Origin of the sequence: Singulisphaera sp. GP187, from assembly GCF_900129635.1 — a bacterium.
Classification (GTDB): Bacteria; Planctomycetota; Planctomycetia; order Isosphaerales; family Isosphaeraceae; genus Singulisphaera.
Genome location: NZ_FSRB01000002.1, coordinates 584221 through 599275 on the forward strand (window position 1 = coordinate 584221; position 15055 = coordinate 599275).

Annotated in this window: 12 protein-coding genes; 4 read left to right on the top strand and 8 right to left on the bottom strand. The window is 65.9% G+C overall.

Going from position 1 to position 15055, the window contains the following annotated elements; translation table 11 throughout:
- Window positions 1–105 precede the first annotated feature (105 nt).
- The 4 genes from BUS42_RS26745 to BUS42_RS26760 all read right to left on the bottom strand — a co-directional run bounded on the left by BUS42_RS26745 (window position 106) and on the right by BUS42_RS26760 (window position 6416).
- Window positions 106–1812 carry a SpoIIE family protein phosphatase gene (locus BUS42_RS26745; protein ID WP_074312123.1) on the bottom strand — a complete coding sequence of 569 codons (1707 nt, stop codon included), beginning with the start codon at window positions 1810–1812 and terminating at the stop codon, window positions 106–108.
- 52 nt (window positions 1813–1864) lie between these two features.
- Window positions 1865–3622 carry a protein kinase domain-containing protein gene (locus BUS42_RS26750; protein ID WP_074312125.1) on the bottom strand — a complete coding sequence of 586 codons (1758 nt, stop codon included), beginning with the start codon at window positions 3620–3622 and terminating at the stop codon, window positions 1865–1867.
- A gap of 222 nt (window positions 3623–3844) precedes the next feature.
- The gene (locus tag BUS42_RS26755; RefSeq protein WP_074312127.1) at window positions 3845–5335 is read right to left on the bottom strand and encodes a glycoside hydrolase family protein; all 1491 of its coding nucleotides are present in this window, start codon (window positions 5333–5335) and stop codon (window positions 3845–3847) included.
- Between the two features lie 109 nt (window positions 5336–5444).
- Entirely contained in the window at window positions 5445–6416 is a 972-nt protein-coding gene (locus BUS42_RS26760; RefSeq protein ID WP_074312129.1) for a 2-hydroxyacid dehydrogenase, read from the bottom strand.
- Window positions 6417–6827: 411 nt separating this feature from the next.
- Here BUS42_RS26760 and BUS42_RS26765 point away from each other — a divergent pair, with 411 nt between their 5' ends.
- Entirely contained in the window at window positions 6828–7823 is a 996-nt protein-coding gene (locus tag BUS42_RS26765; RefSeq protein ID WP_074312131.1) for a GGDEF domain-containing response regulator, read from the top strand.
- Window positions 7824–7881: 58 nt separating this feature from the next.
- Here the strand turns inward: BUS42_RS26765 and BUS42_RS26770 are convergent, their stop codons facing one another.
- The 3 genes from BUS42_RS26770 to BUS42_RS26780 form a co-directional block, all read right to left on the bottom strand.
- On the bottom strand, window positions 7882–8667 hold the full coding sequence (locus BUS42_RS26770) for a sugar isomerase domain-containing protein (protein ID WP_074312133.1): 786 nt from the start codon (window positions 8665–8667) through the stop codon (window positions 7882–7884).
- Window positions 8664–9506: an SDR family NAD(P)-dependent oxidoreductase gene (locus BUS42_RS26775; protein WP_083670671.1), complete on the bottom strand. Its 843-nt coding sequence runs from the start codon at window positions 9504–9506 to the stop codon at window positions 8664–8666. The genes BUS42_RS26770 and BUS42_RS26775 overlap by 4 nt, the downstream gene beginning before the upstream one ends.
- A 104-nt stretch (window positions 9507–9610) precedes the next feature.
- Window positions 9611–10072, bottom strand: a complete 462-nt coding sequence (locus BUS42_RS26780; protein ID WP_074312135.1) for a RidA family protein — start codon at window positions 10070–10072, stop codon at window positions 9611–9613.
- Window positions 10073–10554: 482 nt separating this feature from the next.
- Between BUS42_RS26780 and BUS42_RS26785 the strand changes: the two genes are divergently transcribed.
- From BUS42_RS26785 to BUS42_RS26795, 3 genes are all read left to right on the top strand, one after another.
- Complete coding sequence (locus BUS42_RS26785) at window positions 10555–11451, top strand: carbon-nitrogen hydrolase (RefSeq protein WP_074312137.1); 897 nt, start codon at window positions 10555–10557, stop codon at window positions 11449–11451.
- A complete protein-coding gene (locus BUS42_RS26790) occupies window positions 11448–12569 on the top strand; it encodes an agmatine deiminase family protein (RefSeq protein ID WP_074312139.1) in 1122 nt (373 codons plus the stop codon). Before BUS42_RS26785 ends, BUS42_RS26790 begins: the two co-directional genes overlap by 4 nt.
- Before the next feature lie 444 nt (window positions 12570–13013).
- The gene (locus BUS42_RS26795; protein ID WP_074312141.1) at window positions 13014–13754 is read left to right on the top strand and encodes a tetratricopeptide repeat protein; all 741 of its coding nucleotides are present in this window, start codon (window positions 13014–13016) and stop codon (window positions 13752–13754) included.
- A 114-nt stretch (window positions 13755–13868) separates the two neighbouring features.
- On the opposite strand, the gene BUS42_RS26800 is transcribed toward BUS42_RS26795, so the two are convergent.
- Window positions 13869–15035 (bottom strand): Mrp/NBP35 family ATP-binding protein, encoded by a 1167-nt coding sequence (locus tag BUS42_RS26800; protein WP_074312143.1) that lies wholly within the window; start codon window positions 15033–15035, stop codon window positions 13869–13871.
- Window positions 15036–15055 lie beyond the last annotated feature (20 nt).

The window sequence follows — 15055 nt, forward strand, 5'->3', positions numbered from 1 at the left end:
GCGCAAGCCCCTGGGAACGAGATAAGCTTAAATGAGGATGTTTTGCAGCCCCGAAGGGGCGACCGTCTTGAGCGAGGAGAGGACGTTTCTGACTCTCGATCGCGATCAACCGGCCGTCGGTCCGAAGCAGATCAGGGTGATGTCGTCGGCCTGAGCGTGGCCGGCGGAGAATTCACGAATATCCTGGAGAATCGAGCGGCCGACGGCCTCGGGGCTCCCGGGTGACTCGGCCAGCCGTTTCAGGAGTCGGCGGTTATCGCGGGAGTCGTACAGCTCCTCGCGGGTGCTCCTCGCATCGGTCACGCCGTCGGAGTGAATCACGGCGACGTCACCGGGGTTGAGCGTGACCTCGGTCTCCTGATAGGGCGAGTAGTCCATGATTCCGAGCGGGAACCCGGCGATATCCTCGCCGATCTCCTCGACGGTCCCGCCGGCCCGACGGATCAGGATCGGCAGGTGCCCGGCCGAGCAGAGCGTGAGCTTCCGATTCTTGGTATCGAGGATACTCAGGCTCAGGGTGATGAACTTCTCTTCGATCCCGGCGGCGTAGAGTAGGCTGTTCAACTCGGTGGCCGCGGTGCCGGGCGCGTCCTTGGTGAGGATGCAGAACCGGGTGTCGCCCGAGAACTTGGCCATCATCAGGGCCGCGGCGACCCCCTTGCCCGACACGTCCCCCAGCGCGATCGCCCAGCGGTCGTGGGAGAGCTTGACGAAGTCGTAATAGTCGCCGCCGACCTCGTAGGCCGGGTCATAATGGGCGAAGAACTCGAAGCCGGGGACCTTGGGGACCGACTGCGGCAGGAACCGCTTCTGGACCTGCTCGGCCAGCTTCAGGTCGCGCTCCATCCGCTCGCGTTCCAGCAGGGTCTCGTGCATGGCCGCGTTCTGGACGGCGATCGCGGCCTGGCTGGCGACCGCCGCCAGGACGTCGAGGTCTTCTTGGAGGAACTGCTTGCGGTCGCTGGTGTCGAGCTGAATGATGCCGAGCGCCTGGTTGTCGGGGGTCAGGAGGGGCACGCACATGACCGAGCGAATCTTGAGGTCGGCGATCGAGGCGCTCGTGGGCAAGTTCTTGTCGTTGCCGGCGTCCTGGCTGAGCACCGCCTTCTTCTGGCCGAGCACGTGGTTGACGATCGACCGGCTGATGCTCATCGGGATTTCGTCTTCCGGAATCGTCGCGAACGCCGACGAGGACCGGCGATTGGGCCGATACTTGAACGCCTTGCGGACCAGCCGCTTGGTGTTCGGGTCGAGCAGGATCAGGAAGAGCCGCTCGGCCTGGGGGAAGAGCTCCATCAACGAGTCGAGGATTTTGGGAGCGACGGTATCGATCCGCAACTCGGTCGACAGGTTGCGGGTGATCTCGAGAATCGCCTTGAGCTTGACCTCGGGCCGGACTGCGCTGGCCAGGGCACTCGAACGCGAGGCGTCGAGCGTGTGAATGTTCGGGTCGTCGATCTCCTCCTCGGTCACGACCATGACGTCGCCCACTTCGCGCGGGCCGGTCTCTTTGGGCGGGAAGGTGTAGTAGAGGAATTCGACGTCGCAGATGTTGATGCGATCGCCCGGCTGAAGCGGATGGTCCTTGCCGGGCTCGACCCTGGAGTTGTTGACCTTGGTCAGGTTCCGGGAGTGGAGGTCGGCCAGGAAGAACTTGTCGCCCACGCGGCGGACCTCGGCGTGCCGTCGGCTCACTCCGTTGGGGTCGAGAACGATGTGACACTCGGGCGAGCGACCGATCACGGTCACATCCGCCTTCAGCTCGATGATTTGCCCGGCGGGATGACCGGTGACCCGTTTCAGGATCGCCATACGAAGAACTCCGTTGACGGGACGGACCGCGGGACTCACTCAAGAGCGGGTTTCAACCGAGTCGGCCACGACCTTGCGGCTCGCGGAGCTCGACATTATACAGCCTCTGCAGCAGGCTCGCCTGGATTTCCCGGAGTCCCTGGGGGACCAGGCTCGTTCCGCCGTCGCGCGGGTTCGCGGCCTGGGCGGTGACCTCGAGCGAAAGTTCGAGGAGGGCCGGGTCGATCACCGTTTTGGGGTCGAGGTTTTTGGAGCCGAGCCCGGCGATCACGTCTTCGACCTTGCCGTCGAGGGCGTCGACGGCAGCCTGCACGATGACGGCCAGCTCTTGCTCGTGCATCCGGTCGGTGTTCCAGCGGCTGAGCTCGGCGGCGAAGGCCCGGAGCCGGTCGGCGTCCTTGCGGCGGAGCAGTTCCCTGGCGAGCTGGATGTACGCCTTGGAGGCCCACTCGCGGGCGCTTGGGAAGTTGCCCGGGACCGCGAGCCAGGCCCCCTCCTGGTCGGTTTTGGCGACGTGAAGCTGGGCGTAGCGATACTGGGCTTCGGGACTGTTTTGCTTGAAGACGTCCCGCCATTCGGGAACCATCCAGAGCGCGGGCATCTCTTTCGGCTGGGGGGCCGACTCCGAGATCAAGTCGGGAGCGCGGGTCAGCCAGCCCCAGACGAGGCCGATCGCCAGGCAGGCGGAGATCAGGCCGGTCATCTGGCCGCCGCTGAGCCGGACGGTTGCCAGGCGAGCCCCGAGCCCCGGTCCTTCGGGGCGGGTGCGAGCCGGTTTGGCGGCGGGGACCACCACGGCGGCGGTCGAGACCGGGGTGCCGTTGCCGTTGCCATTACCGACGCCCGCCAGGTCGGTGTCGGGGATCGTGGCCGTCGTCGCCTGCAGCGAGTCGCGCACTTTTGCCAGGTCGCGGAGCATCTCGGCGGCGGACTGGTAGCGATCCTTCGGCTTCTTCTCCATCAGCTTCATGACCAGCCGCTCGAGCTCAGGCGGGATCTCGGGCCGGTGGACGATCGGGCGGACCGCGGTGTCCTTGACGTGCTTCAAGGCCACCGCGAGCGCGGTCTCAGCGCGGAACGGCGGGGTCCCGGTGAGCATATGATAGGCCGTCACCCCGAGCGAGTAGAGGTCGCTGCGATGGTCGAGGGCATGCCCCTGCGCCTGCTCGGGGCTCATGTACTGGGGGGTCCCCATCGTCACGCCGGGCTGGGTCAGGTGGATCTTGTCGGCATCGGAGTCGCGACAAAGGCCAAAGTCGGCCACTTTGACCTGCCCCTTGCGAGTCAGGAGCAAGTTCTCGGGCTTGATGTCGCGATGGATGAGGCCGATCTCGCCGGCCGCGCCGATGGCCACCCCGGTCTGCTTCATAATCGAGAGCGCCAGGGGGAGGTCGAGCGCTCCTTTTTTGATGAGGAACTCGCGGAGGTTCGTCCCCTGGACGTACTCCATGGCGATGAACCGGATGTTGTCCACACAGCCGAGCATATAAACGTGGACGATGTTCGGGTGGTTCAAGCGGGCGACGGCGGTGGCCTCAGCCTCGAACCGGCTGAGGTAGGTCGGGTTGTTGAGCATGTCGGTGCGCAGCACCTTCAGCGCCACCGGGCGGTTCAGGCTGATCTGGCGGGCGAGATAGACCTCGCCCATCCCGCCGCGCCCGAGCAGCCGCTCGACCTCGAAGTCGCCAAGCGTCTTCCCGGTCAGATCCCGCGTCCCCCCAGCGGCCTCGGTGCCTGCCGAGCCGTCCCAGGCGGCGGTCTCGCCGACCGACTGTTGTTGTGAGTCAGGCTGCTCCGACGAATCGCTCATGGCATACCCGGACCACCAGGACCAAAAGGCGGTGTCCTGTGATCCCCCCTAACGACGATTCCGTTCCCTACCGATCCCACACGCACCCCTAGTTTACGACAAGCCCCGCGCCCGCGTGAAGAGCGTTGCCAACGGTCCGCGATTTCGCCGTCAAGAGCTGAGCGGCGAGCGCTTCGCGTGATGCCTGGATGCTGCAACGCTCGCCTTTCAGGCGAGCGAAACTTAGACCAGCAACTCGCGGCGGAACGACTTGAGCCAGCTGACGATTCGCTTGGGGGCCTGGTCGGGGCCGTAGAGGCCGCCGTGGGGGAAGAGGTGGGGGGCGGCGTCGGTGGGCTGGAGCCAGGTGACGGACCGGACGAACGGCTTGGCGATCGCCAGGGCCATCCAGCGCGAGGCCCAGGCCGCTTGGGTGTACTCGTCGGGCGCGGTCGGCCATTGGCTGGCCTCGACGCGGACCGACGGGTCGGCCTTGGGATCGGGGGCGGCGGACGAGGGGAGGACCATGTCGATGTGCAAGGGGAGATTCAAAAGCGCGTAGAGATCGAGAAGCTTCGAGAAGTCGAAGAGGTCGCGGATCGCGCTGCCGGGGGCCGAATAGCCCGGAGTGATCTCCAGTCCCAGGCCGGCCAGGCCCAGGTCGGCGCGGACGAGGTAGTCGGCCAGGTGGAGCGGGCCGAGCTGGAACGGGCTCGAGCCCATCCATTCGGCCCAGGGGCGCTCGAGGCTGATCAGGACCTGCGCGGCCGGATCGGCCTGGCGGGCGATCTGTACGGCGCGGGCGGTGATCCGGATCTGCTCTTCCTCGGAAAGGCCGAGGACGTCGTTGCAGGCGGGACGGTGGACCAGGTTCCAGACCGGGACCTTGCCGCGGTAGCGCGTGACCGTCTGGCGGACCATGTCGACGACCAGGCCGAGGATCGTGTCGAAGTCCCCTTCCCAGAGCCAGATCCAGTCGGGCAAGGCCGAAGGACGGAAGTCGAGGAGCGGGCCTGCCTGGATCGCGATCCGCTGTTTTCGAGCCCAAGCGAGCTGGGCGTCGAACTCGTCGAATCGGAGCTGCCCCTCGGTGGGGGCGAGCGATTTCCAGGGGCAGGTGATCCGCGCTGCGTTGAAGAGGCTGTTGTAGTCGGCCGCCCAGGGGGCGTTCTTGGGGTCGCCCTCGAGCGCGCAGCCGAGCAGACTGGGAAGCTTGGGGCTGGTCGCCAACCGGGTCTGGAGCACCTGGGCGGTGTAGACGTCGGTGAGCAGGTCTCCCACCTTCCAAATGGCGGCCAGGCTCGCCTGTGCGGCGTTGAACGACACCTCTTGGTCGTCGCCGGAGGTGGCTGCCTTGATGAACGCGTGGTGGGCTTCGGCGAGGATGCCCTCGAGCTCGGGAGGGGTCCGCAGGCCCATCTGCCGCCAGTCGGCCAACTGGTTGCGCACGTCGTTCAGCTTGCCGCGCGCCAGTTCGACGGCAAGGTTGTACGGCTGGGACCGTTCGGCCAGGGTGGCCGTGCCGACGATCGGGGTGCCGTGGCCCTCGACCGGCCAGGGGACGAAGAGCCGGCCGCTCTCGTTGTTCTCGCGATGGCAGATCATCAGGCCCTGGCGGAACTCGATGTTCAGCCGGCTTGGCGTCCGGTCCAATCCGGTCAAATACGCCTTGCGCAGTTCGGGAATCCGGGACGCCAGCGTGGGCGATGTCAGTTGGAACTTGAACAGGCCCATGCCACCTCGCCCTGGATCAGACCCAGAAGGATTTGCCTCATGACACAATCGGTTCGCGGAAGCGAGATTCTCAAGTGCGTTCCGCCCTCACGGCCCCATTGCCTCTCGCTCAGGACCAAACTTCGGGATTGACGAGGTTGGGAGGGCGTCGGCCCGCCAGCGCCGCGACCAGGTTCTCCCCAGCGATCCGCGACATCGCGGCTCGGGTCGCGTGGGTGGCGCTGCCCAGATGCGGGAGCAGTAAAGCATTCTGACAGTCGGCTAACCCCACGGCCATTCTTGGCTCATCTTCGTAGACGTCAAGGCCCGCCCCCGCAATCCGGCCCGACTTGAGCGCGGAGACCAGGGCCGCCTCGTCCACGACCGGGCCGCGGGCGGTGTTGATCAGGTAGGCCGTCGGCTTCATCTGCCCCAGCGCCTTGGCGTCGATCAGGTGGCGGGTCTCCGCCGAGAGCGGCACGTGGAGACTCACAAAGTCGCTTTCGGCCAACAACGCGTCGAGCGCGACATGACGAGCGCCCAGGGCGTCGAGCTCGGGGCTGGGCCGGCGGCCGTGGTAGAGCAACGGCATCGCGAACCCGAGTGCCCGGCGGGCGACCGCCACGGCGATCCGGCCCGGCCCGATCAGGCCAAGCGTCTTGCCGGTGACGTCACCGCCGAGCATGTACAACGGCCCCCAGCCTGGGAACCGTCCCGCACGCATCTCGGCGTCCCCCTCGACCACCCGACGCGCCACCCCCAGGATCAGGGCCCAGGTCAGGTCGGCGGTCGCTTCGGTCAGGACCCCCGGGGTATTGGTCACCAAGATCCCCAGGCGGCTGGCCGCCGCCACGTCGACATTATTGTAGCCGACCGCCATGTTGGCGAAGATCCGGCACCCCTTCGCCGCTTCGAGCACCGAGGCGTCGACCTTGTCGGTGAGCAGGCAGAGCACCGCGTCACATCCGGCGACCGCCGCGCTCAGCTCCGCGCTCGAGAGCACCCGATCCTCGGAATTGCTTCGGAGGTCGTCGACCGCCTGACGCACCAACGTGGGACCGGGCTCGGGAATCGGCTGGGTGATGAACGCGCGTCCGGGCACGGCTCGACGTCTCCATTGCCATGAAAATCGGGGATCTCGCGGCAAACATCGTTGCCTGCAATTTGAGCATATCCTCGACTCAACTCGTTGCCTAGGGGCCGCCTCCGCTCATTCGGGGACTCGTTCATGACGGCGAAGCATGAATTCGCCGTCGTGTGCTCGCCGGGGCAATTCGCGGCTCGAACGCCGTCGATTTAACGGATCAGGCCAGCTATGTTAAGGGGCACGCACGCCGCGTAAACGCCTTGTTTTGCTGGCAACGGTTCAAATGAGCGGGATAGTTTTTTGCTATTCGTTGTCAGGTGGGGGCACGGTTTTTGTGACCTACACTTGCACGATCGCCTGGTTTCACTCAAGGATTAGAATGGTGAGACGGTTTGGGCGATTCAAAATCGGGAGCTAATAAAAATTATGCGACCTAATGATTCGATCGCTAAGCCGGCCCGAAAAGTCCTCTTGATCGAGAATGTCCAGGCCGACCGCTACTTGTTGCGGAATTGGCTGCAAGCCGAGAAAATGGAAGTCTATGAAGCGGACGATATTCACACCGGAATCGCCGCGTGCCTGACGTTTCAGCCGGACTTAATCTTACTCGAGTTACGGTTACCGACCTGGTCGGGCTACGAAGTCATCCGCCGGCTCAAGAATGACCCGAAGACGCTGTCGATCCCGGTCATCTTCATCGCCGACTCGGCCCTGACGGGCGAGAAGGCCAAGGGGATTGACATGGGCGCGGTCGACTTCATCTCGAAGCCGTTCGACCCGGTGGAGCTCGTCGCGCGGGTCGGCTCGGCGTTGCGGACCAAGGCGCTGCTCGACCTCTTGGAGCAGCGGGCGCACCTCGATGGTCTGACCGAGCTGGGCAACCGGTTCGCGTTGCGTGATCGGTTCCCGTACGAGTGGGAGAGTTGCCGGCGGGAGGAGAACCCGATGTCGGTGTTCATCGCCGACCTCGATCACTTCAAGAAGATCAACGATCAGTTCGGCCACGCCGCCGGCGACGAAGTGCTCCGGCAGTCCGCGCTGACCTTGCGTCGCTCGGTCCGGGAGGGGGACTTCGTCGCGCGTTACGGCGGCGAGGAGTTTGTGGTCGTCGCCCCCAACTGCGACCTGGATGGGGCGGTTCAACTGGCGGAACGGTTCCGCGGCGAGATTGCCGACTTGAAAGTCTGCTTCCGGAGCCAACCGATCCAGGTCACCTGTAGCGTCGGTGTGGCCTTGGTCTCGGACCGCGCCGGGTCTGATGCGCTCGACGTCTTGGACCAGGCCGACCGGGCTCTCTTCCATTGCAAGGACGCTGGCCGCAACGCGGTCTGGGTCTGGGATCCCGTCCGAGGCGGGGCGATTCCCAGTAACCGGCCGGCATCCGAAGCCCTGGCCCGAGCGGTCGCGACGGTGGACGTCTGAGGGGGCCCAGGCCCTGCCGCCGGATCGGCTCGGCTCGGACCAGGCCACAACAGTGCGGTCAGGAGTAGAGAACCCCGATTCGCCGGCGATAGTCGTCGTAGGTGGCCTCGAAGAGCGCGCGGGCACGTTCGGGCCCCACGTGGCAGGCGGCCGTGAGAACCTGGGGAGGTGCGCCGGCCTCGGTGAGCCGGCGCGCGACCTCGGCCTTGATCAGGTTGATGATCGTGCAGCCCGAGACGCTCGACACCGGCGCGACGGGGGTCGCGAGCCCGTCGATCCAGACCGCCGAGTCTCCCGCGGGGGCCTGCTGGTCGAGCACCAGGTCGGCCACGTCGGACAGCTTGCGGCCCGACTCATGCTTCGAGGTCGAGACCGCGGCGTGCGGAAGCGACGTCAACGCAACCACGAACATGCCGAGCGCCTTGGCCTGAACCGCCACGTCGATCGTCACGGCGTTGCAACCGCTGGTCGAGATCGCCAGCAACGAGTCGCCCGGCGCGGTGGCGAAGTTCCGCCAAAGGACCGGGCCGAACCCTTGCACGTTCTCGAGGAACATGGCCTGCCGCTGCCCGTTGGCCCCGACCACCTGGTTGTGGTAGGTCATCGACAGTTCGACGATTGGGTGGAACCCGGGGAACGAGCCGTACCGGGGGAACATCTCCTCGACGGCCATCCGCGAGTGGCCGGTGCCGAAGACATGGACCAGGCGGCCCGCCAGGATGGTCTCGGCGAACCGATCGGCCGCCTGGCGGATCGCGGGAAGCTGGGTGGCCTCGATCGCGTCGATCGCCGCGCGGACGGCGCTGAGGTATTGGTGGCAGACGTCGGGCGTGTCGGGGTTCATGGGGTCGTTTCGCTCCGATGGCGTCCCTCGGAGACGCACCAGCCGCCGTCGACCGTCAGCACGGTGCCGGTGACGAATCGGGAGGCGGGTTCGCAGAGGTAGAGAGCCGCCTCCGCGCAGTCGTCGGGCGTCCCCGGACCCCCGGCGATCGGCTGCTTGGCGGCGAGGTAGTCGCGGATCACCGGGTCGCCGACGGCCCGCGTTGCCATCGGGGTGTCGATCAGGCCGGGGGCGAGCAAGTTGAATCGGACCCGGTCGCGGGCATAGCGGGCGGCGGCCGCCAAGGTCATGGCGCGGATCGCCCCCTTGCTCGCGGCGTAGGCGTACGTCCCGAACAGGTCGGGCGAAGGGGACCAGCCGAGCACCGACCCCATATTGAGCACCGTTCCTCTCAGGCCGGCGTCGTCGATCGCTTGCGCCCGCATCTGCCGGACGGCCGCCTGGTTGGTCAGAAAGAGCCCCTTGGCGTTGGCGTCCATCACGGTGTCCCAGCCCTCGGCGGTACACTCATGGAGCGGCCCGTCGCCGAACCGCCGGCCGCTGATTCCGGCGACGTGGAACAGCACGTCCAGCCGTCCGCCGAGCCGGTCCATCGCCTCGAGGAAGAGGGCCTCAACGGAAACGGCGACGGTCACGTCGGCCGTGACGCCGTGGACCGGGCCGAGCGCAGTCAGTGGCCCGCTCAAGGCGAAGGCTTCACGGATCGACTCGTCCGAGTGGCCCGAGACGACGACGCGCGCCCCCTCCTGCAAGAACCGGCGGGCCGAGGCCAGGCCGATCCCACCCGTTCCGCCGACGATCAAGCAGCTCCGCCCCTCGAGCCGTCCTCCGCGCAACAACGGGATTCATCCTCTCTTGTCGGGTGGGCACGGCCCACCAATTCTGGGTCTCGGGCAGAAGCCGGTGGGCCGTGCCCACCCGACAAGAAGGAATCATCAAGCGATCAATCTTTGATTTGGAAGATCGCCTCGATTTCGACGGCGATTCCGCCGGGGAGCGACCCCATGCCCACTGCGCTTCGGGCTCCCTTGCCCGCTTCGCCGAAGACCTCGACCATCAGGTCGGAGAAGCCGTTGATCACCTTCGGCTGTTCGGCGAATTCGGCCGTGCAGTTGACCATGCCCAGCACCTTGATGAGCCGGACGACCTTATCGAGCGAGCCGAGCTGGGTGCGGATGGTCGCCAGGATCGCCAGGCCGGTTTGCCGGGCGGCGGCATGGCCTCCCGTCACGTCCATATCGTCGCCGACCCTGCCGATGATCATCGAACCGTCGGATCGGAGCGGGCCGTGGCCGGAGACGTAGAGCAAGTCGCCGTACCGAGTGGCCGTCACATAGGTCGCCACGGGCTTCGGCGCGGGGGGCAGCTCCAGCTTCAGTTCAGCCAGGCGGGCATCAGCTCCCATGTTGTTCTTCCTATCAAGGTTGCGGCGGATCGTCGGATTTTGACGGAACGGCCCCAAAACTAACCGCTGACCTTCGCCAAATCAACAGACAGGCCCATTCGCCAGGAGCCCCTGCAAGGAGTCGCCCGGGTCGACACGACTCGTCGACTCGGTTCGGTTCGGTTTGACCTCTCGCGGTCGCTTGACGGGTTCGCTAGGATGAGAGATGTTTTCTACCAGAAATGGAGACTGTCGCAAGGATACCGGGATCTCGTTCCCACGCTCTGCGTGGGAATGCCGTCCGCGACGCTCTGCGTCGTCTTTCTTCCCCGGCGGGTGGGGCCGCAGAGCGGCCAAAACGGCATTCCCACGCAGAGCGTGGGAACGAGTTTCTCCCGCGAATTTCGGCCTCCGGGGCAGACTGACGGCCCGGTTTCCTTGCGACAGACTCCGGAAATACGTTCGTTCTTCGTGCCCCCCCTAAAGGCGGAACAGACTTCGCGATGAGCCGACCCTCGCAACCATTCACCGTGGCTTTGGTACAAATGCGGTGCTCAACCGACCCCGACGACAACGTACGTCGGGCCTGTGAGCGGCTGCGCGAGGCCGCGGAACGCGGTGCCCAGGTCGCTTGCCTGCCCGAGTTGTTCCGCACGCAGTACTTCTGCCAGGTCGAAGACTCCTCGCGGTTCGACCTGGCCGAGCCGGTCCCCGGGCCGACGTCCGAGGCCCTGGCGCAGGTTGCGCGCGAGACCGGCATGGTCGTCGTCGGCTCGCTCTTCGAGCGCCGGACGGCCGGGATCTACCACAATACGGCGGTCGTGTTCGACGCCGATGGGTCGATCCGAGGCCGTTACCGCAAGATGCACATCCCCGACGACCCGCTCTATTACGAGAAGTACTACTTCACGCCCGGCGACCTCGGCTTCCAAACGTTCGAGACCAAGGCCGCACGGGTCGGAACCCTGGTCTGTTGGGACCAGTGGTATCCCGAGGCCGCGCGGTTGACCGCCCTCAAAGGGGCCGAGATCCTTTTCTACCCCACGGCGATCGGCTGGCACCCGGCCGAGAAGGCCGAGTACGGCGAGGCCCAGGCCAATGCCTGGGAAACCGTCCAGCGGGCGCATGCGATCAGCAACGGTCTGTACGTCGCGGCCGTCAACCGCGTCGGTCACGAAGGGCCGGCTGACGGCGGACTCGAGTTCTGGGGGGGATCGTTCCTGGCCGACCCATTCGGCCGGGTCTTGGCACGCGCGGGGCGCGACACCGAGGAAGTCCTGATTGTCGCTTGCGACCCCGGCCTCATGGAGGAAACGCGCCGCAACTGGCCATTCCTTCGCGACCGCCGGATCGACGCTTACGGTTCCCTCACCCAACGTTTTCTCGACGAACTCCCATGAGCACACCGGAAACGCCTCCACCCACACCCGACCCCACACCCACTCCCGCCCAGCTTGGCTACCGGATGCCCGCGGAGTGGGAGCCGCACGAGGCGACCTGGATTGCCTGGCCACACCACCGCGAGGACTGGCCGGGCAAGTTTGCGCCGGTCCCCTGGGTCTACGTCGAAATCGTCCGCCACCTGAGCCGGGTCGAGCGGGTGAACATCGTCGTCGAAGGGCGCCGGATGCGCGACGACGTCAGCGAAAAGCTCCTGGCGCACAACGTCGACCTCAACCAGGTCACGTTCGTCAAGGCACGCACCGACCGCGTCTGGCTCCGCGACTCGGGCCCGACCTTCGTCGTCAACGACCAGGGAGAGGGCGACCAGCGGGTCGGCCTGATCGACTGGCGGTTCAACGCCTGGGCGAAGTATGACGACCACCGGCGCGACAATCGAATCCCACGCCGGGTGGCGCGCAAGCTCGGCCTGAAACGCTGGACCCCTCGGGTCGATTGCGAAGGGGAGAGCCGCCGCGTCGTCCTGGAAGGGGGCGCGATCGACGTCAACGGCCGCGGGAGCCTGCTGACCACGGAAGAATGCCTCTTGAGCGAGGTGCAGGCCCGCAACCCGGGGGTCGATCGCCAAACTCTCGAGGGCATCTTCGCCGACCAGCTCGGCGTTCGGAACGTCATCTGGCTCAACCAAGGGATCGTGGGCGACGATACCCACGGCCATGTGGATGACTTGGCTCGGTTCGTCGACCCCACGACGGTCGTCGTGGTTGTCGAGAACAAGGCCTCCGACCCGAACTACGAACCCCTGCAAGAGAACTTGCGGCGGCTTCAAGAAGCGCGCGACCAGGACGGTCAACCCCTTCGGGTCGTCCCCTTGCCGATGCCCGAGCCGGTCCTCTTCGACGACGACCGGCTTCCGGCCAGCTACGCGAACTTCTACATCGCCAACCGCCTCGTGCTCGTGCCGACGTTCAACGACCCCGCCGACCGTGAGGCCCTCAACACCTTGGCCTCCCTCTTCCCCGATCGCGAAGTGGTCGGCATCCACGCCGTCGACCTCGTCCTGGGCCTGGGCACATTGCACTGCCTTACGCAACAGCAACCGGCCGCTCCGGCCTGACCTGCCCCTCTCTTCGCTCGCCTTTCCCAAAGGCGAGCGGGGAGCGTCAGCTCCCTGTCTTCGTGGTTTCGCGTTGGCGTGGGTCGGCAGACAGCGACGCGCCCCTCTCTTCGCTCGCCTTTCAGGCTCGCTTTTGCACGTCGATTGATCATTTACAAATCGCCAACGTTGCGGCGCACCGCGTTCTTCGCGCATCTTTCAGACTCGCTGATTGCCACCAGACTCTTGACAAATCGATCCGCAGACGTCACTCTGTGACTCTAGTTGAGACTGAATCTCAGTTTCATTGGAGTTGCCTGGCTGACTCGGCGTTGGTCCCGCCGATCATCGGTTTCACGTCCGCGTTCAGGGACGGAACGACGTCGAAGTGTGTGGGCGGGGCGAGCGAACGTTTGAACGGCTGACGGGGGATCGTCAGTCACTCGAGCATCGAGGATCATGTCTATGAATTTGCATCGAGATATGGCGGATCGTTGCTTCGAGCTCGTCGGGCTCGGGCGGATTGACGAAGCGACCGAGATGGCGGAGCGCGCGGTCGAGGGCGACCCCGAGGATGGCCGCTTCTGGCAGTTCCTCGGACTGCTCCGTCATCGGCAGGGAGATTATCCCGGCGCCTGTGCCGCGTTGGAGACGGCGAGCTTGCTGGTGCCGCTCGAACCGGCCTCGCGGTGTGCGCTGGCGGAATGTCATGCCAGGGCGGGGCGCAAGGGGCTGGCGTGCGACCTCTACCGCCAACTCGGTCGGGACGAGCGGTGCCCGACCACGCTGCTCTCCGCCGTCGCCGCCGGCCTGGGGAGTCTCGGGGAGAATGAGGCGGCCCTGGCGGCTTGCCGGAAAATCGTCCGCCGTGACCCGGAACATCATCATGCGCACTTTGGCGTGGCCTTCTATCTGAGGCGGCTCGGGAGGCCCCTTCCGTCGGTCATCGCGGCCATCTCCCGGGCCCATGAACTGGCCCCCCAGGTCTCGCTCTATCGGGTCAGCCTGGCCGTGTTGCTCGACCACTCCGGTCAGCGCGAGGAGGCCTGCGACCTGCTCCGCGACGTCGACCCGACCGCCATGCAGTGCAGCTCCTGCCTCCAGAGGGCGATGGCGATCTTTCAGGAAGCCGGCGATTGGGAACGGTTCGAGGCGTTCCGGGTCCAGACCGAGGCGGTCCAGAAACCACGGCGGCATGACGTCTGACGATTAACCCGCTCCCGTAGGGTGGGTACGGCCCACCATCTTGTGTGCATGTCACAAGTTGATACCATGGTGGGCCGTGCCCACCCTACCGGGGAGCGAGTCAGGTTCTGAGAATCAGTTCAAGATCTCAAGTTTGGGCATCTTGGGGGTCTTGATGTTCTGGATGCTGATTTGCGCGGCGAGCTGTTCGACGACGCCGAGCAAGTAGGGGCGAGCCAGGGACCCGGGGGCGAGTGCCTCCTTGATTTTGCCCTCGTCGCCGCGCTCACGGACGTTGATGTTCAAGGGGACTTCGCCCAGGAACGGGACGCCGAGCTGTTCGGCCTTCTTTCGGGCTCCGCCCCGGCCGAACAGGTAGGCGCGTTCGTCCCCGGGTGCCTCGAACAGGCCGCCGGCTTCGACCAGCTTCCGGGCCTTGGGGCCGCCGCGCTCCAGGAGATAGGACTGGACGTCGAAGAAGCTCATGTTTTCAATCATCCCGAGCATCGGGACCTTGAGCTGGCGGAACATCGCGACCGCCCGGGTCGCGTCCAGCAGCGCCACTTCTTGCGGCGTGCAGACGACCACGGCGCCCGTCAACGGGAGCGCCTGCGAGAGGGTCAACGGGACGTCGCCGGTGCCTGGCGGCAGGTCGATGACGAGGTAGTCGAGGTCGCCCCAGTCAACTTGGTGGAGGAACTGCTGCATGATCCCGTGGAGCATCGGTCCGCGCATGATCACGGCACGCTCGGGTTCGAGCAAGAAGCCCATCGACATCAGCCGCAGGCCGTTCGCCTCGATCGGCTGGATTCGCTCCCCTTTGGCCATCGGCCGCCCGGTGGCTCCGACCAGGTGGGGGATCGACGGCCCGTAGACGTCGGCGTCCATCAGGCCGACCGTCGAGCCATAGGCTTGGAGCCCGTACGCGATCGCCGCGGCCATCGTCGACTTGCCCACGCCCCCTTTGCCCGAGCCGACCGCGATCACGTTCTTGACGCCGGGGATGTCCCCTTTCTCGGCGATCCCCTTGCCCCGGACCTCGGCCCCCATGGTAATCGTGACCGCCCAGTCGCTGCCGAGTCGGTTGGCGAGCGCTCCGCGGACGTCCGCCTCGATCTTGGCCTTCATCGGACAGGCGGGAGTCGTCAGGTTCACGGTCAGGGCGACCGTCCCTTCGCCGATCTGGATGTTTTTGATCATGCCGAGATCGACGAGGTCGCGGTGAAGGTCGGGGTCCTGCACCCCTTTGAGGGCGCTGAGCACGTCTTGCTCGGTCAGGCTGGAGCTTTTCTTGCCGAACATCGAAAGAGTTCCTCGGTCAG